The sequence below is a fragment of the Allorhizobium ampelinum S4 genome, assembly GCF_000016285.1.
In the GTDB taxonomy this organism is placed as follows: domain Bacteria; phylum Pseudomonadota; class Alphaproteobacteria; order Rhizobiales; family Rhizobiaceae; genus Allorhizobium; species Allorhizobium ampelinum.
On sequence record NC_011989.1, the window covers coordinates 958970 to 984100 of the forward strand.

20 protein-coding genes and 1 riboswitch are annotated in these 25131 nt (G+C 58.3%); of the genes, 10 read left to right on the plus strand and 10 right to left on the minus strand.

The window, feature by feature from the left end; genetic code table 11:
• Window positions 1–10: 10 nt before the first annotated feature.
• Window positions 11–421 carry an ester cyclase gene (locus tag AVI_RS04510; RefSeq protein ID WP_015915232.1) on the minus strand — a complete coding sequence of 137 codons (411 nt, stop codon included), beginning with the start codon at window positions 419–421 and terminating at the stop codon, window positions 11–13.
• On the minus strand, window positions 412–1860 hold the full coding sequence (locus AVI_RS04515; RefSeq protein ID WP_015915233.1) for a voltage-gated chloride channel family protein: 1449 nt from the start codon (window positions 1858–1860) through the stop codon (window positions 412–414). Before AVI_RS04515 ends, AVI_RS04510 begins: the two co-directional genes overlap by 10 nt.
• A gap of 82 nt (window positions 1861–1942) precedes the next feature.
• A riboswitch (Fluoride riboswitch) is annotated at window positions 1943–2019 on the minus strand.
• Window positions 2020–2495: 476 nt separating this feature from the next.
• Between AVI_RS04515 and AVI_RS04520 the strand changes: the two genes are divergently transcribed.
• The gene (locus tag AVI_RS04520; RefSeq protein WP_015915234.1) at window positions 2496–3461 is read left to right on the plus strand and encodes a flagellin N-terminal helical domain-containing protein; all 966 of its coding nucleotides are present in this window, start codon (window positions 2496–2498) and stop codon (window positions 3459–3461) included.
• 3 nt (window positions 3462–3464) lie between these two features.
• Here AVI_RS04520 and AVI_RS04525 read toward each other — a convergent pair whose 3' ends face one another.
• Entirely contained in the window at window positions 3465–4811 is a 1347-nt protein-coding gene (locus tag AVI_RS04525) for a chloride channel protein (protein ID WP_041696304.1), read from the minus strand.
• 285 nt (window positions 4812–5096) lie between these two features.
• Between AVI_RS04525 and AVI_RS04530 the strand changes: the two genes are divergently transcribed.
• The 3 genes from AVI_RS04530 (at window position 5097) to AVI_RS04540 (ending at window position 7030) form a co-directional block, all read left to right on the plus strand.
• Window positions 5097–6386 (plus strand): phosphatidylglycerol lysyltransferase domain-containing protein, encoded by a 1290-nt coding sequence (locus AVI_RS04530; protein ID WP_015915236.1) that lies wholly within the window; start codon window positions 5097–5099, stop codon window positions 6384–6386.
• Between the two features lie 72 nt (window positions 6387–6458).
• On the plus strand, window positions 6459–6671 hold the full coding sequence (locus AVI_RS04535; RefSeq protein ID WP_015915237.1) for a ribbon-helix-helix domain-containing protein: 213 nt from the start codon (window positions 6459–6461) through the stop codon (window positions 6669–6671).
• Window positions 6665–7030 carry a type II toxin-antitoxin system VapC family toxin gene (locus tag AVI_RS04540; RefSeq protein ID WP_015915238.1) on the plus strand — a complete coding sequence of 122 codons (366 nt, stop codon included), beginning with the start codon at window positions 6665–6667 and terminating at the stop codon, window positions 7028–7030. Before AVI_RS04535 ends, AVI_RS04540 begins: the two co-directional genes overlap by 7 nt.
• A gap of 4 nt (window positions 7031–7034) precedes the next feature.
• On the opposite strand, the gene betA is transcribed toward AVI_RS04540, so the two are convergent.
• The 6 genes from betA to betI all read right to left on the minus strand — a co-directional run bounded on the left by betA (window position 7035) and on the right by betI (window position 13346).
• Entirely contained in the window at window positions 7035–8690 is a 1656-nt protein-coding gene (betA, locus tag AVI_RS04545; RefSeq protein WP_015915239.1) for a choline dehydrogenase, read from the minus strand.
• A gap of 2 nt (window positions 8691–8692) precedes the next feature.
• Window positions 8693–9007: a hypothetical protein gene (locus tag AVI_RS04550; RefSeq protein ID WP_041696305.1), complete on the minus strand. Its 315-nt coding sequence runs from the start codon at window positions 9005–9007 to the stop codon at window positions 8693–8695.
• A 115-nt stretch (window positions 9008–9122) separates the two neighbouring features.
• Entirely contained in the window at window positions 9123–10586 is a 1464-nt protein-coding gene (betB, locus tag AVI_RS04555; RefSeq protein WP_041697651.1) for a betaine-aldehyde dehydrogenase, read from the minus strand.
• On the minus strand, window positions 10586–11227 hold the full coding sequence (locus AVI_RS04560) for a glutathione S-transferase family protein (protein WP_015915242.1): 642 nt from the start codon (window positions 11225–11227) through the stop codon (window positions 10586–10588). Before AVI_RS04560 ends, betB begins: the two co-directional genes overlap by 1 nt.
• A 2-nt stretch (window positions 11228–11229) precedes the next feature.
• The gene (gene betC / locus AVI_RS04565) at window positions 11230–12747 is read right to left on the minus strand and encodes a choline-sulfatase (RefSeq protein WP_080516958.1); all 1518 of its coding nucleotides are present in this window, start codon (window positions 12745–12747) and stop codon (window positions 11230–11232) included.
• Entirely contained in the window at window positions 12744–13346 is a 603-nt protein-coding gene (gene betI / locus AVI_RS04570) for a transcriptional regulator BetI (RefSeq protein ID WP_041696306.1), read from the minus strand. Before betI ends, betC begins: the two co-directional genes overlap by 4 nt.
• 233 nt (window positions 13347–13579) lie before the next feature.
• On the opposite strand from betI, the gene AVI_RS04575 reads away from it, so the two are divergent.
• Window positions 13580–15391 carry a GGDEF domain-containing protein gene (locus AVI_RS04575; RefSeq protein WP_015915245.1) on the plus strand — a complete coding sequence of 604 codons (1812 nt, stop codon included), beginning with the start codon at window positions 13580–13582 and terminating at the stop codon, window positions 15389–15391.
• A gap of 13 nt (window positions 15392–15404) precedes the next feature.
• On the opposite strand, the gene AVI_RS04580 is transcribed toward AVI_RS04575, so the two are convergent.
• Window positions 15405–16535, minus strand: coding sequence for a DUF1963 domain-containing protein (locus tag AVI_RS04580; RefSeq protein ID WP_041696308.1), 1131 nt, complete (start codon window positions 16533–16535; stop codon window positions 15405–15407).
• Between the two features lie 144 nt (window positions 16536–16679).
• On the opposite strand from AVI_RS04580, the gene AVI_RS04585 reads away from it, so the two are divergent.
• The 5 genes from AVI_RS04585 (at window position 16680) to AVI_RS04610 (ending at window position 25130) form a co-directional block, all read left to right on the plus strand.
• Entirely contained in the window at window positions 16680–17678 is a 999-nt protein-coding gene (locus tag AVI_RS04585) for an NAD(P)H-quinone oxidoreductase (protein WP_041696310.1), read from the plus strand.
• Window positions 17679–17801: 123 nt separating this feature from the next.
• Window positions 17802–18565 (plus strand): IS5-like element IS869 family transposase gene (locus AVI_RS29500; RefSeq protein ID WP_139192301.1). Its coding sequence is split into 2 segments (ribosomal slippage): window positions 17802–18117 and window positions 18117–18565, totalling 765 coding nucleotides; the frame shifts between segments, so codons are not numbered across the junction.
• A gap of 221 nt (window positions 18566–18786) precedes the next feature.
• A complete protein-coding gene (locus AVI_RS04600) occupies window positions 18787–20802 on the plus strand; it encodes a methyl-accepting chemotaxis protein (RefSeq protein ID WP_015915249.1) in 2016 nt (671 codons plus the stop codon).
• A gap of 490 nt (window positions 20803–21292) precedes the next feature.
• Window positions 21293–23230 (plus strand): O-linked N-acetylglucosamine transferase, SPINDLY family protein, encoded by a 1938-nt coding sequence (locus tag AVI_RS28970; RefSeq protein WP_049777139.1) that lies wholly within the window; start codon window positions 21293–21295, stop codon window positions 23228–23230.
• The gene (locus tag AVI_RS04610; RefSeq protein ID WP_015915251.1) at window positions 23217–25130 is read left to right on the plus strand and encodes an O-linked N-acetylglucosamine transferase, SPINDLY family protein; all 1914 of its coding nucleotides are present in this window, start codon (window positions 23217–23219) and stop codon (window positions 25128–25130) included. The genes AVI_RS28970 and AVI_RS04610 overlap by 14 nt, the downstream gene beginning before the upstream one ends.
• Window position 25131: the final 1 nt, after the last annotated feature.

A 25131-nucleotide genomic window follows, 5' to 3' on the forward strand; every position in this document is an offset into this window, starting at 1 on the left:
AATAGCCTGTTCAAGGCTTGGTGCCAGATGGCGACCGAAGTTGAGCCTCGATGGCGACCTTGTCTATGACCGACCAGACATTGGCGATTTTCGATCCGTTGAAGTCATAGAAGACGTTTTCGGTAAAAGCCACCCGGCGCCCATTGACGGGCACTCCCAGAAGCAGGCTTTTGGGAGAGCAATCGAAGGAGAGGCGCGCGGCAATCTGCGGTGGTTCGCAGACGATCCGTTGAATGTCGAACCGCAGGTCCGGTATATCGATAAAGTCTTGAACCAACATGTCGCGGTAGCCATGAAGCTTGAGCAAGCGGTCGTTGTGGCGAACCTCGGCATCGACAAAGAGGCCCAATTCGTCCCAGGCCTGACGGTTGAGGCAATCGATATAGGCACGGTACTGGTCCACAAGCTGTTTTACCGGCATTTTGGCTCTCCTTTTTGGTGATCATCGGAACATGCCTGACCCAGGGATTTGCTGCTGCGGCTTTTGTCGTTGTCTTCCTGGCTTGGCGCAGACCTCGTTACGCGCAGATGGCGCACTGCGATACCTGCGGGGATGTGACCGGCGGCATGCTTTGGCACGCCGATGCGCTGCGAAAGGTAGATGCTGGAATGGCCGCTGGTGAGATAGGCGGTGAAACAGGCGACAGCGAGATAGACGGCATGGGTGGCGCCGAACAGCTCAAGGCCCATGATCATGCAGGCAAGCGGTGTATTGGTGGCCCCGGCAAACACGGCGACGAAGCCGAGGCCGGCAAACAGGTCTGTCGGCGCGCCGGTCAGGCCCGCCAATGCATTGCCAAGTCCCGCCCCGATGAAGAACAGTGGCGTGACTTCACCGCCCTTGAAACCGGCACTGAGGGTAACGACGGTAAACAGCGCCTTCCAGGCCCAGCTCCATGCATCCACATGATCCGGGCGGAAAAAGCTGAGAATGGTGACATCGCCCGGATGGGGTGACCAGACGCCCAGCCCCAGATAATCGCGGGTGCCGAGCAGCCAGACCAAGGCAAGCAGAATGGCGCTGGCCAGCACCGGACGCAGGGGTGCAGAGGGAAGCAAGGCTTTGTAAGCAGCACCTGCCAGATGCGAAATCTCGGCAAAACCATGCGCCGCCAGCCCAAATACGGCTCCGGCAAACACCACCTTGAGCATGATCAGTGCATCGAGGTGAAACCCGCCGCTATCCGGCATGTTCTTGAGATAGGCGATGACGTAATGCGTATGGCTCGCCCCCCAGGCCTGGCAGGTCCAGTCGGCCACCACGGCAGCCAGGAGAGCCGGGAGCAGGGCCTCATATTGCATCCGGCCAATGGTCAGCACTTCCAGGGCAAACACCGCGCCAGCAATCGGCGTGCCGAACACGGCGCCGAAGCCTGCGGCAATCCCGGCCATCAGCAGGATGCGGACATCGCCTTGTGCCAGCCGGAAGAGCTTTGCAAAGGCGCTGGCAAGGCTACCGCCGAGCTGCACCGCCGTGCCTTCCCGTCCGGCCGAGCCGCCGACCAGATGGGTCAGCACCGTGCTGACCAGAATGAATGGTGCCATGCGCAACGGCACGCCGCCGCCCGGCTCGTGGATCTGCTCAACGATCAGGTTATTGCCGCCTTCTGCCGCTTTACCAAAGCGCTGATAGGCCCAGACCATGGCAAACCCGGCAATTGGCATGGCATAGATCAGATCGGGATAGGCAAACCGCAGCCGCGTTGCCTCATCCAGGCTCCACAGAAACAGGGCGACGAGTGAGCCAACCATGGCGGCCATCGGCACCGTGACGGCGATCCATTTTGTCAGGCTGCGGATCTGGTGCAAACGAAAACCAATAAATAAACGAAGGTCAGGAAATGCTGGGATCGTCCTCATTTTGACGCTCCCGAAACGGTAAATTCAATTGGAAAAAACACCATGGAAATTCTGGACATGACTCTACTCCTTCGCCTTGGCGTGTTGAGTAGGAGTCATCGGCTTCATCAAGGAAGCGGTTCGGCGTCGTGCCCGGCAGAATCCATTGCCGTTACCGTGGAATATCTATTCACACCCATGAAAGTCAATGGGGGCAGGACGGAGGGCGCGGTTTTTTCATCGTTGATAGCATCGTTCTGTTTCGGTTTTGCCGCACGATGCTCTCGTCGCAGCGGTGTCTGCAACCAAGGGCAAAATCCAGAAAGTTAATCGCAAAAGCGCGTTGTTTATCCTCCGTTCACCATCTTCCTTGGGCAGGACTTAACCTTAACGGCCCTATAAATCATCCATCCGCTTTTACGAAATTCGGTCTTTTGGGAACGTCTGGCGGGGGCGTCTGTTTGGGGAAATTCTGACTTTGGAGCCGTTGAACGTGGTTGCCTGCGCATCCACGAACCGTTTCCTGTTGTCGTCGGGTGACTGGATGTTTGCAGCCCTCGCGACAGCGAGGTGACATGCTGTCCAGTATTGCGGACGGCTTGTGTTTCGCCTGTTTTGTATTGAGCCCGTTTTGTACTGAGTATGTGAGTGAGCGTATGACGAGTAAAAACACCAATGTTGCGGCGTATACCGCGCTTCAAAGCCTGCGCCATACAGTGTCCAGCCGCGATGATAGTCAGGCGCGGGTCACGACCGGTTACCGGGTCGCCACCGCGGCTGATGATGCCGCCTATTGGTCGATTGCCACGACGATGCGCTCCGACAATCGATCCTTGTCTGCCGTGCAGGACGCCTTGTCCATGGCCGCTGGCGTGCTGGACACGGCTGAAAGTGGCATGAGTACATCGACCGATCTGATGATGGATGTGAAGGCGCGTCTGGTGCTGGCGCGTGAAGGCGGCACCTCACGCGACAAGATCAATACCGAACTGGACGAGATCCGCGATCAATTCCGCTCCATCGCCGAATCCTCCTCCTTTTCCAAGGAAAACTGGCTATTGCGCTCTTCCACGAGCGACAAGGACAATCGCAATCTGGTCGGCTCCTTCGTGCGTGATGGCGAAGGCCGGATCAGCATCAACACGATTGATTATAATGTCGGCGGCGATCCGGGCACGTCCGAGGTCAATTACCTGATCGACGATCTGGATGGGGAAGGGGGTATTCTCACCGGGTCCGGCTTTGCGACGGAGCTTGGCACGGCCAAGACCTGGGTGATGTTCAATGGCTCCAAGGCCTCTACGACCCATGACGAGATCAGGCTGGAAGACAGCACCACGAATGCCGATATCGATGACATGATCAAGGTGGTCGATGCGATGGCCGAACGGATGAATGGCGTGGCGAGTACGCTGGGTGCGATGAGCAACCGGGTGGAGATGCAGTATGAATTTTCCAAGGACCTGCAAGGCTCGATCAGCAAGGGCGTCGGCAATATGGTCGATACCGACATGAACCTGGAATCGAGCCGCCTGAAAGCCCTCCAGGCCAAGGAGCAACTCGGCATCAAATCCCTGTCTATCGTCAATACCAGTGTGCAATCCCTCTCGCAGTTGTTGTAACGGTCAGCTTTGGCTGCGCTCCGCCGCCCGGCTGGCGCGGATCGCTTCGGCGAGGAATGGGCGCGACAGGCCGTGATAGAGCGGTTCGCGTGACAGAAGCCGCGACGTCGCATAGCCCAGCATGGCTGCGGTCATGATGGCGATGGCGCTATCATGGCTGGCGGTCATTTCCATGATGATCACGAAGGCGGTCATTGGCGCCTGCACCACACCAGCGAAATAGCCGGCCATGCCGAGAATGGCGCCAAGCGCAATGCTGGAGCCGGTCAGGCTGGCGGCGGTGCTGCCGAGCCCCGCCCCCACTGACAGGGAAGGCGCGAAAATTCCACCCGGAATGCCGGAAATCATCGTCAGGAACGAGGCCGCCAGCTTTTGCGCAAAAAACAGCAGCGGCAGGGCCTGGCCCTCCACCGCGCCGCGCGCCTGTTCATAGCCGGTGCCGTAGGTGGCGCCTCCAGTCAGGATGCCGATCAGCGCCACGCCCAGTCCGCAAACGGCGGCGAGCAGCACGGCGCGCCGCAATGGCATGGCCGATAGCTGGGTCCAGCGGCGTATCCGGCGCATCAAGGTCAGCGCCCCCGCACTGAACAGCGCGCCGAAGGCGCCGCCGCCAATGCCGCACAGGCCGACCAGCATCCAATCGCGCAAGCCGGAGACGGTGGGATTGGCGGTGCCGAAATAGGTATAGCTGCCAACGAGACCGAGGGCTGCAAGGCCGGAAACGATCACCGCGATCAGAACCAGGCTGTTGACGCGGGAGTGATAGGTCTTGCTCATTTCCTCGATGGCAAAGACGATCCCGGCCAGCGGCGTATTGAACGCAGCGGCAATGCCCGCCGCCGATCCGGCCAGGATCAGCCCATCTGCCCGCGCCATCCCGCCAATGCGGGCGCAAAACAGCATGATCGAAGCCCCGACCTGCACGGTCGGTCCCTCGCGCCCGATCGATCCGCCGCAGAGCAGACCGATTGCGGTCAAAAGCACCTTGCCGATAGCGATCCGCATTGACAGCAACCGGCTGCGCCCAGCCGGATCATCGATATGACGGGCGGCAATCGCCTGGGGAATGCCGGAGCCTTGTGATGCGGGAAAAACCTTGGCCGCCAGAAGCGCGCAAAGCGCAAAGCCTGCCGGCGTCAACAGAAGCGGAAGGAGAAAGGTCCATTGCGTGGCGTGGGTGATCGTGTGAAACAGCCCTTGGGCGCGGTCTGCCAGCCAGGCAAAGCCGACGCTAACGACGCCGATGGCACCAGCACCGGCCCAGAAGACCAGCCGCATTTTCCACATCCGCCAGGAACCGCTGAGCGCGCGCGAGCGCCGCAGCATTTTCGAGGGCGTGGAACGCGGCATGAGGCAACTCCCAGATGGCTACTGCATCACTCCTTAAATCGAAATCGATGAAATCCCAAGAGATTTAGAAGGTTGGGGATTTAGCGATTTGGGACCAACATTGGCGACAGGTTTTCAAAAATCGTTACTTGACCATAAGGGCGGCAATGGCCTTTGCGCCTGCACGGGTCTGGTATTTTACCGATTGTTCATGTATCCGCTTCACGACATGTTTACCGGGCGCTGCCATAAGCATGGCGGAGTGAATAATCCCTAATATTTCTCGGGCGAAGGACGTCGGGGCTGATGGTGAATGCATTGGAAACCGACGTTTCAATCAAGCCCGGACGATTTTTCCTGGTTGCCGGGATAGGTCTTGGCTGGCATGCGGCCAGCAAGCTCTTGCGCCTTGTGTTGGCGCTTGGCCTTGCGGCTTTGTCGCTGCTGTCGATTGAATTCCTGCTGGAGCCCCTGGCGGAGCTTGGCCTCGTTTACAAACTGCATCAGGATATTGGCGGCGCGAGCTTAGCGACGCTGTCATTGCTGGGTGCCATCGCGGCTGGCCGTGTTGTTCAGCAGCAGATCAGGCCGGTTCGGGCGGGTGCATCACCTGCTCATACACAATTGGCTGGGCGCATCGTGCGGGAAAATTCCCGGGCGGCGGCAGGCCTGGTGGCGCTCGGCGATAAGCAGGTGCTGTTTTCCAATGAGGGTGATGCTTTCCTGATGTATGCACGCCGCGGTCGTCGGTTCGTCGTGCTGTTCGACCCGGTCGGACCACGGGCTGCCTGGCCGCAGCTGGTGACGAAATTGCTGAAAGAGGCAAAGGCTTGCGGCTGCCGCGTTGCCTTCTACCAGGTCTCCCCGGACTTTCTGCCTGTTGCGGCGGATGCGGGCCTGCGGCTGTTCAAGCTGGGCGATCAGGCGATTGTCGATCTGCACCGTTTCGACCTGAAGGGTGGCGACTGGCTGAAACTGCGCCGCTCGATCAACCGCGCCGAGCGCGACGGACTGGAATTTGCCATTGTGCCGCCAGCCGAAGTAGCGGGATTGCTGGATGAACTGGCTTACGTTTCGGATGTCTGGCTGGCCCATCACAAGGCCGGAGAAAAGGGCTTTTCGCTCGGCACCTTCCAGCGCTGTTATCTCTGCGCCCATCCGGTTGCCATCATTCGCCTTGAAGGCCGGATTGTCGCCTTTGCCAATATTCTGACCACCGAGACAAAACAGGACGCCTTCATCGACCTGATGCGGCATCTGCCCGGCACGCATCGCGGCATGATGGACCTGCTGTTCGTGAAGATCATGCTGCATCTGAAAGCGGAAGGCTATCGCCAGCTTGACATGGGCATGGCGCCGCTGTCCGGCCTGTCGGACCGAGCGTCCGCCCCGCTTTGGCACCGCCTTGGCCGTCTTGTCTATGAGAATGGCGAGCGGCTCTATAATTTCAAAGGCGTCCACGCCTTCAAGGCTAAGTTCGATCCCGACTGGCAACCCCGCTACCTCGCCGTCAGCGACCGGCGTCAAGCATTGCCCGCCGTGGTCGATACCGCGCTGCTGATCAGCGGCGGGATCAAAAAACTGGTGCGGCGATAGCGGTGTCTCGCGCCTGCTTGATCGTAACCATGGGTCGATGTATATCATATAGCGATATATGATAGGTGCGCTATGAGAACATTGATCGACCTTGATGACGATGCCGTGGTGAAACTGGACCGGATTGCCCGCCAGGAAAAAATTTCCCGGGCAGCGTTGATCCGGCAGGCCGTGGCATCGTTGCTGGAAGAACGGCAGAAGCCTGATTTGGATCACGGCTTTGGTCTCTGGAAAAACCAACCGGATGGCCTTGCCTATCAGCAGGCCCTGCGCGACGAATGGTAAAAGCGCTGTTCGATACCAATATCCTGATCGATTTTCTGAACGGCAAGGAACCAGCCAGGCAGGAGCTTTCGCTTTACGAGGAAAAGGCGATCAGCATGGTGACCTGGATGGAGGTCATGGTTGGCGCATCCGATGAGAACGGGCAAGCGACCGCTGCTTTTCTTCGCAGTTTTCGCTGCATTGCTATCGATCAGACCGTGGCCGAGCGTGCAGTTGCGTTGAGGCGTGCGCATCGGCTGAAACTGCCTGACGCGATTGTCTGGGCAAGTGCTCTGGCCCATGACATGCTGCTGGTAACCCGGGATACCAAGGATTTGCCGGGCAATCATCCCGGCATCCGCATTCCCTATCGGCTGTGACGTCTTACCGATCACTTAACTGCCAATCTGGATTAATCCAGGGCTCCTGATTGCTGCGGGGCAATGGATCACGACCAAGAATATGATCGGACGCTTTTTCGCCGGTCATGATCGAGGGGCCGTTGAGATTGCCATAGGTGACATGCGGGAAAATCGATGAATCCGCCACCCGTAGGCCTTCGACGCCAATCACCTTGCAAGTGGGATCGACCACGGCCATTGGATCATCTTTACTGCCCATTTTGGCTGTGCCGCAGGGGTGATAGGCGCCTTCCAGATGTTCGCGCAGGAAGGCGTCGATCTCGTCATTGGTTTGCACTTTCGATCCCGGTGCGATTTCGGATTCCCGATAGGGATCAAAGGCTTTTTGCGCGAAAATATCGCGGGTGATCCGCACGGCATGGCGGAATTTCACCCAGTCTTCCGCATCGCTCATATAGTTGAAGCGCAATACGGGAGCGTCTTTGACATCCGGTGAGCGCAAGGTCACAGAGCCACGCGATTTCGACATGTTATAGCCGACATGGGCCTGAAAACCATGGCCCTCCACTGACGATTTGCCATCATAGGACACGGCAATCGGCAGGAAGTGGTATTGCAGGTCGGGCCATTTTACGCCCGCGCTTGAGCGGATAAAGGCGGCGGCCTCGAACTGGTTGGAGGTGCCAAGGCCTTTCTTGAACAACAGCCATTGCGCGCCGACCACGCCTTTCCAGAACCAGTTGTTTTTGGAATGCAGGGTGATGGGCAGTTTCGATTTGAACTGGTGGTAATATTCCAGATGATCTTGCAGGTTCTGGCCAACACCGGGCCGATCCGCCACCACATCAATGCCCATCTCGCGCAAATGTGCCGCCGGGCCAATGCCAGACAGCAGCAGCAGTTTGGGCGAGTTAAAGGCGGAGGCGGCAACAATCACCTCGCGGTTGGCGCGGATCACCTCGATCTTGCCGCCAATCTCCACTTCCACGCCCACAGCGCGGCGGCCGTCCAGCACAATCTTGCGGGCAAAACAGCGGATCAGGCGGCAATTGTCGCGCTTCAGCGCCGGTTTCAGATAGGCATTGGCGGTGGACCAGCGGCGGCCTTGCCAGCTGGTCTGTTCCATCAGGCCAAAGCCTTCCTGTTGGCGGCCATTGTAATCTTCAGTGACGGGGAATCCGGCCTGCTGACCTGCATCAATAAAAGCCTGATACAGCGGATTTTTCACCTCGCCCCGGCGTACATGCAGGGGACCATCGGTGCCGCGCCAGCCCTCTTCACCGCCATGAGAATGCTCCATGCGCTTGAAGTAAGGCAGCACATCGGCATAGGACCAACCAGTCGCTCCGAGCTCGTCCCAACGGTTAAAATCCTCCGCATGGCCGCGCACATAGACCATGCCGTTGATGGAGGATGAGCCACCCACCACCTTGCCACGCGGCGCAATCATGCGGCGATTGTTGAGGTGTGGTTCCGGCTCGGTGACATAGCCCCAATTGTAGCGGTCCATATTCATCGGAAAGGCGAGGGCGGCAGGCATTTGCACAAAGGGGCCAATGTCTGATCCGCCAAATTCCAGCACGATCACTGTATGCTTGCCATCCTCCGACAGGCGGTAAGCCATGGCCGCGCCTGCCGAGCCGGAACCGATGATGATGAAATCTGCCTGGTTTTCCATTTTTAATCCTGCAAAAGACCGGAGCGCCGGTTATTGAAGTCTTGACTGACTGACGCTATAAATTTGCCGAAAAGGGTGGGGTGATGGGCGATCAACAAACACGGGAGACCCGGTCTCCACCGGATGACAAAAAGCATTCGCTTGAGCGCGATTGCCGTGATTGCTACGGCGAAAACAACAAGTCCAAGCGCAAAGCCATTCCTCTTTTCAAAGCTCGCTCCAATCGACGTGGCCGTCACGCTGCCAAGGTTGCCATCGTCTCTCTCCTTGATGATGACTCCGTCGATGAAATGAACAAACTTGCGATCGCTGAGCATTTTGCATTGCATCCTCAGAAAAGGAAAAGTTCAGACAGGCCCTTGTTAGAGTTCTTTAATCATCAGCGCGTACGGCAGTCATGGCGATCGACGCGGAACAAAGACTAAATTCACCTCAATACGGCGCTTCACACTTGCCCATGCCCACATAAACCGTCTTCAACTCCGAATAATGCTCCAGCGCCGCCAGCGAATTCTCGCGGCCAAAACCGGATTGTTTGGAGCCACCAAACGGCATTTCCACCGGGCAGAGATTATAAGTGTTGATCCACAGCGTTCCGGCTTCCAACTGATCCACCACGCGGTGGGCGCGGGTGATGTCGGCGGTAAACACGCCGCCCGCGAGGCCAAATTCGGATGCATTGGCGCGGGCAATCACGTCAGCCTCGTCGTCAAAATCCAGCACGCACATCACGGGGCCAAAAATCTCTTCGCGGGCGATGGTCATGCTATCAGTCACATCGGCAAACACCGTGGGCTGAATAAACGCACCAGTGCCCGACGCGCTGTTGGGAATGCCGCCGCCCGTGATCAGTGTCGCGCCCTCGGCCTTGCCCTTGTCGATATAGGACAGCACTTTTTCCCGCTGCGCCATCGACACCAAAGGCCCCATCTGGGTGGCCTCATCTTGCGGATCACCAATCACAATCGCTTCCGTGCGGGCCTTCAAGCGCTCAAGGAAGACCTGCTTGATGGCTGTGTGAACAAACACCCGCGTGCCGTTGGAGCAAACCTGTCCCGTGGAGTAAAAATTCGCCAGCATCGCCCCGGAAATGGCGCTGTCCACATCCGCATCATCAAACACGATCAGAGGCGATTTGCCGCCAAGTTCCATGGTGACGTGCTTCAAATGCCCTGCCGCCGCCGCCGCAACTTTCCGCCCCGTTGGCACTGAGCCAGTCAAAGACACCTTGGCCACATCGGGATGATTGACCAGCAATGGCCCTGTCTCCCGATCGCCCTGAATGACGTTGAACACGCCCTTGGGCGCACCTGCCTCGATCAAAATCTCGGCAATCTTCAAAGCCCCCAGCGGCGTCATTTCTGATGGCTTGAACACCATGGCATTGCCAGCGGCAAGCGCCGGGGCCGATTTCCAGCAGGCGATCTGCTGCGGATAGTTCCACGCGCCAATGCCAACACAGACGCCAAGGGGAACCCGTTTGGTATAGGCAAAATCATTGCCCAGCGGAATGTGGCTGCCGTTGAGTCCAGCGGCGGCAATTCCGCCAAAAAACTCAAAACTATCCGCGCCCGATGTTGGGTCCGCCACAATGGTTTCTTGAATCGGTTTGCCCGTGTCCATCGTTTCCAGTTCCGACAGTTCGCGGTTGCGCTCCCGCATGATCTCGGCGGCCTTTTTCAGCACCCGGCCACGGGCAGTGGGGCTAAGAGCTGCCCATTCCTTCTGCGCCCGCTTGGCCGCTGCAATGGCCCGCTCCACAATCGCAGGCGTTGCGGCGTGCAGCCGGGCAATCACCTCGCCCGTTGCGGGGTAGATGCTGTCAATCACGGTGCCGCTTGCGTCTTCAACGTATTCGCCATCAATGAAGTGGGAGGCTTTGGGTTGGGCTTTCATCATAGAACTCGCAATTCTTCGTAAGACACCATCACATGCTCGCGAAATGCGGGGCGCGTGGTCAGGTTTTGATAATAGCGGTGAAGGGCGGAGCGCTCTGGGCGCGTGATGTCGATATCGAAATAGCGAAACAGCACATGGCCGAATTGAATATCGGCCAAGGTTAGCGCATCACCCGCCAGATAGGCGTGCTTTGCCAGTCGTTGTTCTGCAATATCCAGCTTTGCGCCCAGCACACCCATGGCTTTTGCAATGGCGGCGGGATCACGATCTTTTGGCGCAGTGCGCACCACGCGCCAGAATATGGGATAGGTAAACTCTTGCGCAATATTGATTTTCGACCATTCAGCCCACATGTCCACACGGGTGCGACCCGCCAGATCATCTGGCCAGAATAGGGACGATGCATAACGGCTGGCGAGATAGCGAAGGATCGCTCCCGTCTCAAACAGAGGCTCACCATTACCGTCTTGCAAAACCGGCACGGTGCCATTCGGGTTCATGGCCAGAAATTCAGGCGTGTCATTGCCACCATAGCGATGGCCAACATCATGGCGCACATAATCAAGACCAAGTTCGCCAACGCACCACATCAGCGCCTGCACATTCGAGGAGGATTTTCGGCCCCAGATCGTCAGCATCGTCACTCTCCCCTCGGATAGCGTTTGCTTTCTTCCAGCACATTCAGGTCCATATGGTTGCGCATGTAGCGCTCCGATGCCTTTTGCAGCGGTTGGTGGTCCCATGGGTAATAGGAGCCGTTGCGAAGCGCCTCATAGACCACCCAGCGGCGGGCTTGGCTTTCGCGCACCGCCGCATCAAAGCGGGCCATGTCCCAGCGGGCCTCGCGCTTGGCGGTGAAATCGGCCAGAACATCGGCATAAGCCGGATCAGCGGCCAGATTGGTCAGCTCTTGCGGATCGTTTTCAAGGTCAAACAATTGGTCGGGATCGAGCGCACAATGCACATATTTCCACTGGCCTTCACGGATACACACCATCGGCGCATAGGAGCCTTCGGCGGCATATTCCATCAGCACAGGTGCTGCGCGGGCCTCGCCACCGATCATGCCCTTGAGGCTCATGCCATCGGTCCAGGGCATGATCTCATCCATGGAAATTCCGGCCAGATCACACAGCGTTGGCGTCACATCCAGATTGGAGGTTGGGGCCAGATGCAGACCGGGGGCAATGCCGGGGCCAGCCACCATCAGCGGCACACGGGCAGAGCCTTCAAAGAAATTCATCTTGAACCACAGACCACGCTCGCCCAGCATATCGCCGTGGTCGGAGCAGAACAGGATGGTGGTGTTGTCCAGCATTCTTGTGCGGGTCAGCGTGTCGATCAACTCGCCCACCTTGTCATCAATATAGGAAATATTGGCAAAATAGGCGCGGCGCGAGCGGCGGATGTCTTCTTCGGTCACATTGAAATTGTCATAATCACAAGCATGGATCAGCCGTTTGGAATGCGGGTCTTGATCCGCCAGCGCACCCACGTCTGGCAGAAGATGATTGCTGTCCTCATACAGATCCCAGTATTGTTTGCGGGCCACGTAAGGGTCATGCGGGTGGGTGAAGGACACCGTCAGGCACCACGGGCGACGAGCCGCATCATCGTTTTCGCGGCTCAGATGATAGAGCTTCTGATTGGCCAGAAAGGCCACTTCATCATCATATTCCATCTGGTTGGTAATTTCGGCCACGCCAGCCCCGGTCACCGAGCCGAGATTGTGATACCACCAGTCAATCCGCTCTCCGGGTTTGCGATAATCCGGCGTCCAGCCGAAATCGGCGGGGTATATGTCGGTGGTCAGCCGTTCTTCAAAGCCGTGCAATTGATCCGGCCCCACGAAATGCATCTTGCCCGAAAGCGCCGTGTAATAGCCTGCGCGGCGTAGATGATGCGCATAGGTGGGAATGGACGACACATATTCCGCCGCATTGTCATAGACCTGCGTGCGGCTGGGAAGTTGACCGGCCATGAAAGAGGCGCGGGCCGGGGCACAGAGCGGCGAAGATGTGTAGTTGTTTTGAAAGCGGGCGGAACGGGCTGCCAGCGCTTTCAAATGCGGCGCATGCACCCAGTCTGCCGGGCCATCGGGAAACAGCGTGCCGTTGAGCTGATCGACCATGATGATGAGAATATTGGCTCTGGTCACGGTCTGGGCTCTCCAAGGTTGATGGCATGTAACTGGCCGCTGACATAGTCCTCCACCAGTGTGACAGAGGCATCAATGGACAGCGGCGCTGCCCGCAGGCTTTGGCGAATGTAAAGCCCGTCGATCATTGCTGCCGTGCCTTCGGCAATACGCTCGGCGTCGGACCGGCTGGCCAGAGGCAATAGGGCGTTGACCAGATTGGAGCGCAACCGCCGGGCATAGATCACCAGCAGGCGGCGGGTCGCTTCCGAGCGTTGCGCTTCGGAATAGAAGGCAAGCCAGGCCGCCACGGTATCGGGCGCAAACTGGTCGGCCTGGAAGCTGATACGGATCACGGCGCTAATCCGTTGGCGCGGGGTGGTTGCCGCGGTCAGCGCGCTGGCGGCATCGGCTTGCAATTGTCTCAACAGCGAGCGGATCGTTTCGATCAGCAATTGCTGTTTGGAGCCGAAATAATGATGGGCCAAAGCGGGAGAAACCCCGGCGGTACGGGCAATTTCAGACATGGTGACAGCCAGCGAGCCATGCGTGCCGATGGCTTTCAAAGCTGCATCGACAAGGGCTTTTCGTCTGACCGGCTCCATTCCCAGTTTTGGCATGGCCTATCCTTTCTGATGATCATCAATCTATTCTTGATTGACTGATCAATCAATAAAAATCAGCCAGCGGGATGGCGGTCCGAGGTCCAGATGATTGTCGAGCGTGGGCTGACACCCGACTGACTTAGCCATTCCGGGGCTGTCACAAAACTTTCATCCCCGGTAAAGATTTCCTTCAGGCTTTGCCGTCACCGTGCCGTAAACTTAAACAATTTGGGCGCAGGGATATTTCAATGGTGGCGATTGCGACGGAACGCGGAGTATTACGCCGCTATGCCAGCGATCAATTGCTGACGCTGGCGAAAGTCGTAATGGAAAATGCCATGCAGCCGATTGTCGAGGTTCAGACCGGGGCGGTCTTCGGCTATGAAACGTTGATGCGCGGTCAGGAACGGATCGGTTTCGAGACCCCGCTGGATATTCTCGATCAGGCCCATGAGACGGGGCAGTTGCTGGCGCTGGAGCAGATGGTGGCAAGCAGGGCGCTGGCCAAATTTGCCAGCCTGCCCGATCATGCGGCCTATACGCTGTTTCTCAATCTCGATGTGCGGCTGATTGCACAAGGAGAGACAATTATCGACGGGCTTTTGGCGCATCTGCGCGCCGCCGGGATTGCGCCGTCGTCCGTGTGTTTTGAATTATCGGAGCGGTTCAACAATACCGAAGTGCCGGAATTTGCCGGTCTTATGCTGCGGCTGCGCAGCGCCGGCTTCAAGATTGCCATTGACGATTTCGGCGTTGGCCATGCCGAGATGAAGCTACTCTGTGATTTTCCCATCGACTATCTGAAAATCGACCGGCATTTCATCTCCGGCCTGGACGGTCATTCGCGCAAACGCCATCTGGTGAAAAACATCGTCCAGACCGCCCATGTGCTTGGTGTGCGGGTCATTGCCGAGGGTATCGAGACGGAAGGTGAGTTCATCGCCTGTCGCGAGCTTGGCGTGGATCTCGTCCAGGGCTGGTATATTGCGAGGCCTACCACCCATCTGGCCGAGCTGAAATCCCACTATCGGCATCTGAAGGATATCGGTCAGTCACGGCGCTCCAGCCAGTCACTGGATGAAATCCTGATCCGCAAGCAGATCGAGCGCCTGCCGACGGTCTATGAAAATGACAGTGTGGATAGCGTGTTCGACCTGTTTCGCCGCAATCCGCGCCAGTCGTTCTTTCCGGTTCTGAACGCCAATGGCGAGCCGCGTGGCATCATCCACGAAGTGCATTTGAAGGAATATATCTATCAGCCCTTCGGGCGCGATCTTCTGAAGAACAAGGTCTATGAGCGGACCATCTCGCAATTCGTCGATCACGCTCCAGTCGTGGGGCTCGATGCCGATGCCGACCGGCTGATGGCGATCTTCTCCAATACCGAGGGCAGCGATTGCGTGCTGCTGACCGAAAATCTGCGCTATGCGGGCGTGGTCTCGGCGGCGTCGCTGGTACGCATCATCAATGAAAAACAGTTGAAGACCGCCCAGGAACAGAACCCACTGACCGGCCTGCCGGGCAATCGCGCCATTCGTGATTTCATGCAGGACAGCGGTCGTGATAGCGATGACCTGCGCCATTTCTGCTATTGTGATTTCGACAGTTTCAAACCCTTCAACGATCACTACGGCTTTCACCTGGGCGACCACGCCATTTCGCTGTTTGCCGCGCTGATGCGCCGTTATTTCTTCGCCGATGGCGTGTTTCTCGGCCATGTCGGCGGCGACGATTTCTTCATCGGCCTGATCGGTTGGACGGGCGAGGAAGTCGTCGAGATTCTCGACCGGCTGCTCTCGGATTTCCACGGCGATGTCGCCGCTCTCTATTCACCGGAAGACCGGGCGCAAGGCCGTATTCGTGGCACGGACCGTCATGGTATCGACCGCGATTTTCCGCTGATGCGCTGCTCCATCGGCGTTCTGGAATTACCGCAGGGGCTGGTTGTCGATGATGTCAGCCGCCTGTCGTCGGAAATCGCCAGCGTCAAGAAAAGCGCCAAGGATAGCGATAGCGGCCTTTTTGTCTCCGGCATCCGTTCGCCGCAGCCGATCGGGTGAGGTGGGTTTCGGCTCAATCGGTCTGATAAACAATGACCGCCTTTGAAAAATCCTTGTTGCGCAGATCCGTGCGGCGGATCATGACATAATAACCGCCGTTGAAATCGACGCCGTCGCTGGCATAGCCGGTGATCGTCAGCAGGGGAATCCAGTTTTCGATGGGGCCCGCAAGACCCCTTATGGTGCGGATGTAATCGTCATTGCGCGGCAGATCGAATTTCACGTCTTCGGCACCGAGATCGATGGCGGGGTCGGATTGAACGAAGTTCGGCCAACCGTAGAGTTGGCAACCGTCGCCGGGGCCGCTGGTCAGCGCATCCAGCCAGGCCCGATGCGGCGGCTCCTGCGGATGGGGATAGCGGGTCAGCATCGGATAGGACCCATCGCCTGGCAGAGTATAGGAAAATGTCGGATCGATCCGGGCGGATGGCAATCGCATCGCCTGTTCGTCGGTGTCTCCCTCATGTCGCTCGCCCCAAAGCGCCATGCCGAGATCAGGGACGGGACGGCGTTTCAACTCGCTCTGCGCGGCGGGAAGATAGAGAAGGGAAAAGGATTTTTCCGCCTGCTGCTCGCCAAACCAGGGCAGCAGCACGAGGTCGAAAAACACCAGAAGCCGGCCGTCGGTGGGAATATCGGGATCGAGCGGGCCGGTTGCGGCGGCAGCGGCAAGATCGAATTGCAGGACGAAGGCAAGCGGAGCATCCCGGTTGGCGAGCGGTTGCTTGGTTTCAATCATCTGCTGGTAATAGGGGGTGGGGTTCTCGCCATTCAGCTTGCGCAGGACATCGACGTCCCGCTTGCCGCTTGAGGACGGCTTGCGCATCGGCCAGTCCGTGTTCTCAGGCATGTCCGGCGCGCCGCCGATCTTACTTGCGCCGACAGGAATGTCCTTATCGTCCAGCGCTATCGAACTGAGAATGGTCGTTGGCCGAGCCTGTTTCAGCAGGCTGCTTCGATCCCAGGACCCCACGCCGAAGGTCTTCAACGACTGGTCGAGTTCGTCTTTTGTCTTGAAATAAGGGCCAGCCTTGCGCTGCTGCGCAAAGGTGCCTGTGGCGTTACCGAAAGCCAGGAGGCCAGCCGCCCCGGTAAGAACGCTGCGACGGGTGAAGAGATGCGGGGCAAGGGGCTTTTTGTGCATTCAAATGGTCCTGAACTATCGGGATTCTGGGTCATTCGTTCGGTATTAGAAGGACTTATGCCGCCCCGCGTCGATCCGTCTTCTTTTCTTTTCGTCTCTCGGTCTCTAGATAAGGTCGAGGTACACTTAGTCCAGAGGCAAAAGATGACGCTTCCCACGCACATGCGCTATGTCGATACCCCATCCTTCGGCGGGCCTGAGGTCATGACAATTGCCCATGGTCCGCTGCCAGCTCCAGCAGCCGGTGAAATTCTGGTGAAGGTCGAAGCGGCAGGCGTCAATCGGCCGGATGTGGCGCAGCGCCAGGGCAGTTATCCGCCGCCGAAGGGCGCAAGCCCTGTTCTCGGCCTGGAAGTGGCTGGCACGGTGGTGGCGCTGGGCGAAGGGGTGAGCGACTTTGCCATTGGCGACAAGGTCTGCGGGCTGGCCAATGGCGGCGGTTATGCCGAGTTCTGCATTCTTCCGGAAGGCCAAAGCCTGCCCTGGCCCAGGGGATTCGATGCGGTGAAAGCGGCGGCGGTACCGGAAACCTTCTTCACCGTCTGGGCCAACCTGTTCCAGATGGCGGGGCTGACCGAGGGCGAAACCGTGCTGATCCACGGTGGCTCCTCGGGTATTGGCACCACGGCCATCCAGCTTGCCCGTGCTTTCGGTGCCGACGTGCTGACCACGGTTGGTTCGGCTGAAAAGGCCGAGGCCTGCCTGAAGCTCGGCGCCCGCCGGGCCATCAATTACCGGAGTGAGGATTTCGCCGAGGTGGTGAAGGCCGAGACGGATGGTAAGGGGGTCGATATCATCCTCGACATGATCGGCGCGTCCTATTTTGAAAAGAATATTGCATCACTGGCCAAGGACGGCTGCCTGTCGATCATTGCTTTTCTCGGCGGTGCCGTGGCCGAAAAGGTCAATCTCGGCCCGATCATGGTCAAGCGCCTGACGGTGACAGGATCAACGATGCGCCCGCGCACCGCGGAAGAAAAACGCGCCATCCGTGATGACCTTTTGGCCAGCGCCTGGCCGCTTCTGGAGCAGGGCACCGTCGCGCCAGTCATTCATACCGTTCTGCCGTTCGACAAGGTGGCGGATGCGCATCGGCTGATGGAAGACAGCACGCATATCGGCAAGATTGTGCTGACGCTTTGAAAGATGTTTCCGCTCGCGTCCGGGCAGGTGGTTAAAAATGCCTCTTTAGGCCGCACACTCATAAACCGGGTTTGCAAATCGGCCTGATTTTGATTCACTGAGGCCTTGATTTGGAGGCCTCTCATGACCCGTCGCCGGTTTGATCTCACCGATTTCGAATGGACTGTCATCCAGCCCTTGTTGCCCAACAAGCCGCGTGGGGTGCCACGGGTTGACGACCGGCGGGTGATCAACGGCATCTTGTGGCGGTTTCGGACAGGTTCACCCTGGGCAGACGTTCCTGATCGATATGGTCCATATACAACCTGCTACAACCGGTTCGTGCGATGGCGAAAGGCGGGTGTCTGGGATCATGTTTTGGGCGAGATTTCCAAGGCTTTCGACGGCGATATCGTTATGATCGACAGCTCCTGTGTCCGTGTTCATCAACATGCGGCCACGGGAAAAAGGGGGATCAACACGATGGCTGCATGGGACGTTCCCGTGGCGGCTTGACCACCAAAATCCACGCCGTTGTCGATGCCGATGGCCGACCGATCCGTCTCGCACTCACAGCCGGTCAAGCCCATGATGGTCGCATGGCAGAACCATTGTTACAGACAATCTCCAAGGGTGCGATCCTGCTGGCGGACAAGGCCTACGATACCAACGCGATCAGAGCATTTGCAAAGCAAAGGCAGGCATGGGCCAATATTCCTGCCAAGAGCAATCGGAAGGGAAGCTTCCCTTTCAGCCAATGGGTTTACCGACAGCGCAATCTCGTTGAGCGTTTCTTCAGCAAACTCAAACAGTTCAGAGGCATCGCAACCCGTTACGACAAAGACCCATTGAACTTTCTCGCCGCTGTCAAATTGGCAGCAGCAAGAATTTGGATCAGATCGTTATGAGTCTACGGCCTAGATTGTGGTTTGGCAGCGATTAATTCGGATGAGGCTGTCACAAAACATTCGCAATAGCGCCGCATATGATTGTTTTTTAAGTGCTTATTAAAAGTATCAATGCATAATAATTTCGATTTGCTTTCGCGGTTTTCTATTTCAGCAAATGATTTGCCCAGTCCGCCTTGAAGAAAGCATGACAACTCTTTTATTTGTCAGGGTGAATCTTCATGGCGTTTGGAATTACACGTATAGGAAGCAAACTCTCGGTCATGTCCGGTGCAGGCATTGTCCTTGTCCTCATCATCTCGGTCGCCGGATGGGTTTTGTCGCGAGCGGTCGACAGGGCTGTCACCCAGGGCCAGGTCCAGTCCGGGATCGCCCGCAATATCATCGATATGAAAGCGTCTTTGCGCGGCATGGATATCGGCGTGGGCGAACTGCGCCTGGCAACGTCCCAGCAGCAGCAACAGGCCGCAGTCGAGTATTTCCAGCAACGGCACAGTTCCGCCGAGAAATATCTAAACCTCGCCAGGGCCGATATGCGATTGCCCGCCAATCAGGAGCGGGCTCGCCGCATTGGCGAACTGCTGACCAATTACAGCGCGGCCATCACCCAATTGGCAACCGTCATCGGTCGTTCTTCGGCAGATGTCTCCGCCAGCCTGCCGCCTCTGAAAAAAATGAACGACGAACTGGCCGCCCTTGTTGATGAGACGGTGATTGCTGTCAAGCAGAAGGTCGAGGAGACCAACGAAGAGCGCCTTCATCTGCAAAATACCGCCTCGGCGATTACCCTTTGTCTCTCGGTTTTGCTGGTGACGCTGATGATCGGCTCGGCGCTCTTCGGACGCCGGGCGATTGCGGCGCCCATCCAGCGGATCACCGATTGCATGGCAGACCTGGCCAAGGGCGATTTGTCCAAAACCATCCCCTATGCAAGTAACAAGGATGAGATCGGCGACATGGCCCGCGCCGTGCTGGTCTTCAAACAGAATGCGGAAAAGGTTCGTGATCTCAATGCGCAGGAAGTCGCGCTCCAGGCTCAGAATGCGGATTTGCAGAGCAATATTTCCCACGTCGTGTCATCGGCGGTTGCGGGCGATTTTTCCGCTCGCATTCAAAAGCGCTATGACAACGAAGACCTGAATCGCTTCGCTGCCAGCGTCAACCAGTTGGTGACCTCTGTCGATCTGGGTGTAGCTGAAACCAATCGCGTGGTCGCGGCTCTGGCCGAAGGCGATCTGACCGAAGCCATGCGCGGCGAGTTCAAGGGCGTGTTCCTCAATTTGCAGACAAACATGAACGCGACCATGGAGAGCCTGCGGGTGGTGATGACGGAAGTCCGCGGCGCTATCGACATGATCAAGAGTGGCGCGGGCGAACTGCGCCATGCCTCCTCCGATCTGTCCAAGCGTTCGGAGCAGCAGGCGGCCTCTTTGGAGGAAACCGCAGCAGCACTCGAGGAGATAACATCCGCCGTGAAGAGTTCCACTGACCGTTCGGGTGAGGCCGCCGAGATGGTTGCCCAGGCGCGTCAAAGCACCGAACAGTCCCGCGACGTGGTCAGAAATACGGTTGCCGCCATGGAGCGCATCGAGCAGGCCTCCAACGAGATCGGCAACATCATCAATGTCATCGACGAAATCGCTTTCCAGACCAATCTTTTGGCGCTGAATGCTGGCGTTGAAGCCGCCCGTGCGGGTGAGGCTGGCAAGGGCTTTGCCGTGGTTGCCCAGGAAGTGCGCGAACTGGCACAACGCTCGGCGGGCGCCGCCAAGGACATCAAGACGCTGATCACCCGCTCTCGCAACGAGGTGGCCGACGGCGTGGCCCTGGTGACGGAGACGGGTGACGTGCTGGGCACCATCGGCAGCCATGTCGTGAAGATCAATGAACATGTCCATTCCATCGCCCAGGCCGCCAGGGAGCAATCGACCGGTCTGAGCGAGATCAATACTGCCATCAACCAGATGGACCAGACGACACAGCAGAATGCGGCCATGGTCGAGGAATCGACCGCCGCCACCAATAAACTGGCCGACGAGGCGAGTAATCTCTCCACGCTGGTGGCGCGTTTCAAAGTACACACCGGTACGCAGGCGTCGGCCCCATCCCGCCCAGTCTCGTCCCACTCGGCGCCCTCCCATTCCGCAATGGCCTCTGCCCCTGCGGGGCGGCGACCCGTGTCCTCCAGCCGAGGTAATACCGCCCTGGCGATCGAAAAGGATTGGGAGGAGTTCTGAGCCGCACTGTAACGCTGGCCCAGCCCGTTGGACCTTTGTTCCATTTCTACCTTTTGGAAGACGGCGCTTGAAATTCCGCAAAATCGGGCCTACCTTCTTATCAACGTCAACAGAAAGAAAGGAAGGTGATCCAATGTCTAATGAGATTTCGGTCTGCGTAGAGGGCTTTGGAATGGTGATGGTCGGAAAGGGGCAGCCCTCGATCTGATCCCATCTTCCTTCGGCGGCAGCTGTGCCGCCGGGTCTTCAGTCAGGCCAAACTCATGCAAAATTCATGGCCGCAAGGCCAGGAGGAAAGGGTCGCGAAAGCGGCCCTTTTTGCTGTTCCGTTGATCGTTCCTCTTCATCCCATGATGTCTCTCCAGCCCCGCGCAAACTCTTGTTTTTATGGATGAGAGGGCCGGGCCATCTGTATCCGGCGTTGGAACCCGGTGTTGCCTTGTGAATTCGATAATTCCGGTGACGCGGGTGTTTGTTGTTGGAGCATCGCGTGGCCACCCTGGAACTGGTACTTTCGGCTTATCAAAGCGGCGATCTGGACCAGGCGCTGGCGCTGGCCGATGCGACCGATGAAACGGACCCGGATCGGATCGCTGATCTGGATTTCCTCACCGGCGGCATCCGGTTGAAGCAAGCCGACAGGGCCGGGGCGGCCAAGGCTTTTCTGAAGGTGGCACACAGTGCATCGGCCAAGGCGAATGATTGTCTGGTGCTGGCCATTGATCTGATGTTTTCCGAGAGCCAGTTCGAGCCGCTTGCCGGGCTTGTCGATCTCGTGGCAAAACGGCTTGCCGATCATCAGACAGCGGTGTTCAAGGTTGTGACTGCCTTGTCCACGCTTGGACGGCTCGGCGAGGCCCATGCGATTATCGGCGCACTGGATTGTGAAAAACGTCCGCATCTCAATCTTCTCATTGCTTTCATTGCGACCTCGAGGGACAGGGACGGGCTCTATGCCGTTCTGCTGGCCAATGCTGTGCGCTACCCCAACAATGCTTTCCTGCTTGCCGCTCTGGCGCTACGCGCCCATGAGCGCTGCGATTTCGCTGTGACGGATCATTTTGCGGCCAGGTTGCGGGAACCGGGTTTTGGGGAGCGTCTGGCAGCTTTTGAGCTGGGTTTGGCAAGGATCATCCGCACCGATGATGAGCGTGAGGCGGCAAAGCCGTTTTTCGGAGCGCTCGAAGTCATGCGTCACCGTGCGCAAGGGGCAGAACCTCTCGCGCGCCGGGCGATCCGCCCGCAGGGCCGACTTCGCATCGCCTATTTTTCCAGCGATCTTCGCCTTCATCCGATGATGACGTTGATCTATGACGCCCTGTTGCAGCATGACCGTTCGCGGTTCGATATTATCCTGCTGTGCCATTCTCCCGTCGGTTGCGAGGCTTATCAATCGACGTGGCCGGAGCAATTGCGCGGCGAAGTCGTCCGGGTTCGCGACCTGTCCAGCGCCGCCATCATCGAATGGATACGCCAAAATGAGGTGGATATCCTGGTGGATCTGAATGGGCATACGGCGCGGGCAAGGCTTGATGTCGTTGACCTTTGCGACGCGCCGATCAAAGTTACCTATATGGGATTTCCCGGTGCGGTGATGGGGGTCGATCTGGACTATGCGATCACCGATCCGATCATCACGCCCGATAGCAGCAAGCCCTATTATCAGGAAAAGCTCTGCCGCTTGCCGGAAACCTATATGGCCAACAGCGTGTCTAGCCGGACTTGGCAGCAGAGGGCAAGCCGCGAGTCGGTTGGGTTGCCATCTGGTCGGTTTGTGTTCGGCTCGTTCAACGGGTCGCAGAAGATCGACCGTCAGGCGATCCGTATCTGGGCGCAGATTCTGAAGCGTGTGCCTGAGGCCATCCTTTCCATAAGCTGCGCGCGCGTTGCGGTGGCGGATAATCTGCGCGTCGCCTTCGCGCAGCAGGGCATCGATGCCGGGCGATTGATCTTCTTCGATAATTGCCCGAGTGCGGAGTTTCTGGCCCGGATGTCGGCAACCGATCTGGTGCTCGACACCTTTATTTACAACGGCCACACCACCACATCCGATGCGCTGTGGGCAGGGGTTCCTGTCCTGACGAAGAAAGGCAAGGCGTTCGCTGGTCGTGTTTCCGAAAGCCTGCTAAAGGCCGTCGGCCTGCCGGAACTGGTGGCGCAGGATGCGGATGATTTTATCGCCCGCGCCGTTGATCTTGCCGAGCATCCAGACCGGTTGGAAGACCTTCGAGCACGGCTGCGCACCCAGATTTTAACCGCGCCGCTGTTTGATGCCGAGCGCTTCACACGCCATCTGGAGCGTGGCTACGAGATGATGGCGGAGCGGGCGCGGGCGGGCCTTGCGCCCGATCATCTCGATGTTCCGGCCTTGCCTGCGCGCAAGGAGCCGTTTTTTACGCCGCAAGAGGTAGGCCATGGCAACGTTTGATACGGCGGTCAAGGCTTATCAGGCCGGGGATTTCGATGCGGCGCTGGGTGCGGCGCACGCCGTGATTGCCAAAAAAGCGCCCAATCATGCGATGGCGAAGGCCTTAATCGGCAATATCCTGCTGAAACGCGGCGATAAGCCAGCCGCCGCCAGCGCCTTTGCCCAGGCGGCAAGCGCCAATCGCGCCGAGGCACCTGCCTTTCTGAAACTGGCGGCGACGCTGTTTCTCCAGACCGGACAGACGGATGATGTTCGCCGGATCGGGCTAGAGGCGGGTCTGCTCAATCGCAACGATCCGGCCTTTGTGCTTGTTATGGCTCAGACCCTACTGGCAGCTTGGGACGACCCGGCCCGCCAGGCCGTGACGCAACTGATCCCTTATCTTGACCGAGCGAGCGGCCCGGCAATGTTTTTTGCCGCCAGTTTCTACCGCGCCAATTGGCAGCTGCCTGAACTGAAAGCGCTGCTGGATGAGGCCCGTGAAACCGTGCCTGATGATGTCGCCATCGAAGACCTGCGCTTTGCCAGCGCCCATGATCTGGTCGATCTCGCCACCATTGCCCGCCATCAGGCATTGATGGCCGCCCCGGACGAGCCTTACGCCCGTGCTGTGTTGCAGGTCGAGCAGGCGCTGTCGCGCTTGCTGTGGTGCGAAGACCAGAGTGTGCAGGCCAAGCCCGTGCGCGAGCATCTGGCGCTGGCGCAAAGCTTCGCCGCCCGCCCGCCGCGGCGGAAAATCGGCCGCCGGATAATGGAAAAGAGCGAACAACCCCTGCATATCGGCTATCTCTCCAGCGACTTTCACGCCCATGCAACAATGACGCTGTTTCTCGACAGCCTGCTAGCCCATGACCGCAGTCGGTTCAGGATCACGCTATTTTGCTATACCGCAAAGACCTACAGCGCCGATCAGCAGGCCATGCCGGAGCAGCTACGCCGCGAACTTGTCAGTCTGCGCGATCTTTCCGACGAGGAGGCGGCTGGCGAAATTGACCGTCGGAAAGTCGATATTCTGGTCGATCTGAAAGGCCATACGCCGGGTGCCAGGCTCGGCATCGTCAATCTGTCGTCGGCGCCAGTTAAAGCAACCTATCTCGGCTTCCCCGGCCCGGTGTCCGGCGTCGATCTGGATTATGCTATCACCGATCCGGTGGTGACGCCTGACAGTGCCGAGGCTTTTTACCAGGAAAAATTCTGCCGCCTGCCGGAGTGCTATCAGGCCAACAGCGCTGCCAGCCGTCCGCAACCAAGGCCGTCGCGGCGTGCCGATCATGGGGTGCCGGAGCATGCCTTCGTTTTTGCGTCCTTCAACGGCGTCCATAAGATCACGCCGCAGACCATGTCCCTGTGGGCTAGAGTATTGCGGGCCGCACCCGATAGCCTGTTGTGGATGCTTTGCCCGGATGCCATTGCAAGAACCAACCTGGAGGCGGCCTTTGTGGCGGAAGGCATCGATCCGGCCCGCATCCTGTTTGCCGCCAAGCAAGATTATGGCGACCACGTCCACCGGCTGCCGCTGGCCGATCTGGCGCTCGATACCTTCCCCTGCAACGGCCATACGACGACCTCCGATATGCTTTGGGGCGGGCTGCCGGTCTTGACCAAACGTGGGCATTGTTTTGCCGGGCGGGTGTCGGAAAGCCTGTTGAAGGCTGTCGGCCTCGATCAACTGGTGGCTGATGATGAGGAGGCGTTCGTCAGTCTGGCCGCAGAGCTGGCCCGGCAACCGGACAAGATTGCCGCGTTGAAAAACCACCTTGCCACCAGCCGCCATGCCGCGCCGCTGTTCGATACGCTTCGCTTCACCCAACATCTGGAACGAGCCTATGAGATGATGGCGGAGCGCGCCCGCGCGGGCCTCGCGCCCGCCCGGATCGATGTTCCGGCCCTGCCGGGGTAAG

Excerpts from the sequence above, each read along its gene's own strand:
- AVI_RS04510 (WP_015915232.1), bottom strand. The coding sequence starts at position 421 with ATGCCGGTAAAACAGCTTGTGGACCAGTACCGTGCCTATATCGATTGC.
- AVI_RS04515 (WP_015915233.1), bottom strand. The coding sequence starts at position 1,860 with ATGAGGACGATCCCAGCATTTCCTGACCTTCGTTTATTTATTGGTTTT.
- AVI_RS04520 (WP_015915234.1), top strand. The coding sequence starts at position 2,496 with ATGACGAGTAAAAACACCAATGTTGCGGCGTATACCGCGCTTCAAAGC.
- AVI_RS04525 (WP_041696304.1), bottom strand. The coding sequence starts at position 4,811 with ATGCCGCGTTCCACGCCCTCGAAAATGCTGCGGCGCTCGCGCGCGCTC.
- AVI_RS04530 (WP_015915236.1), top strand. The coding sequence starts at position 5,097 with ATGGTGAATGCATTGGAAACCGACGTTTCAATCAAGCCCGGACGATTT.
- AVI_RS04535 (WP_015915237.1), top strand. The coding sequence starts at position 6,459 with ATGAGAACATTGATCGACCTTGATGACGATGCCGTGGTGAAACTGGAC.
- AVI_RS04540 (WP_015915238.1), top strand. The coding sequence starts at position 6,665 with ATGGTAAAAGCGCTGTTCGATACCAATATCCTGATCGATTTTCTGAAC.
- betA (WP_015915239.1), bottom strand. The coding sequence starts at position 8,690 with ATGGAAAACCAGGCAGATTTCATCATCATCGGTTCCGGCTCGGCAGGC.
- AVI_RS04550 (WP_041696305.1), bottom strand. The coding sequence starts at position 9,007 with ATGCTCAGCGATCGCAAGTTTGTTCATTTCATCGACGGAGTCATCATC.
- betB (WP_041697651.1), bottom strand. The coding sequence starts at position 10,586 with ATGAAAGCCCAACCCAAAGCCTCCCACTTCATTGATGGCGAATACGTT.
- AVI_RS04560 (WP_015915242.1), bottom strand. The coding sequence starts at position 11,227 with ATGCTGACGATCTGGGGCCGAAAATCCTCCTCGAATGTGCAGGCGCTG.
- betI (WP_041696306.1), bottom strand. The coding sequence starts at position 13,346 with ATGCCAAAACTGGGAATGGAGCCGGTCAGACGAAAAGCCCTTGTCGAT.
- AVI_RS04575 (WP_015915245.1), top strand. The coding sequence starts at position 13,580 with ATGGTGGCGATTGCGACGGAACGCGGAGTATTACGCCGCTATGCCAGC.
- AVI_RS04580 (WP_041696308.1), bottom strand. The coding sequence starts at position 16,535 with ATGCACAAAAAGCCCCTTGCCCCGCATCTCTTCACCCGTCGCAGCGTT.
- AVI_RS04585 (WP_041696310.1), top strand. The coding sequence starts at position 16,680 with ATGACGCTTCCCACGCACATGCGCTATGTCGATACCCCATCCTTCGGC.
- AVI_RS04600 (WP_015915249.1), top strand. The coding sequence starts at position 18,787 with ATGGCGTTTGGAATTACACGTATAGGAAGCAAACTCTCGGTCATGTCC.
- AVI_RS04610 (WP_015915251.1), top strand. The coding sequence starts at position 23,217 with ATGGCAACGTTTGATACGGCGGTCAAGGCTTATCAGGCCGGGGATTTC.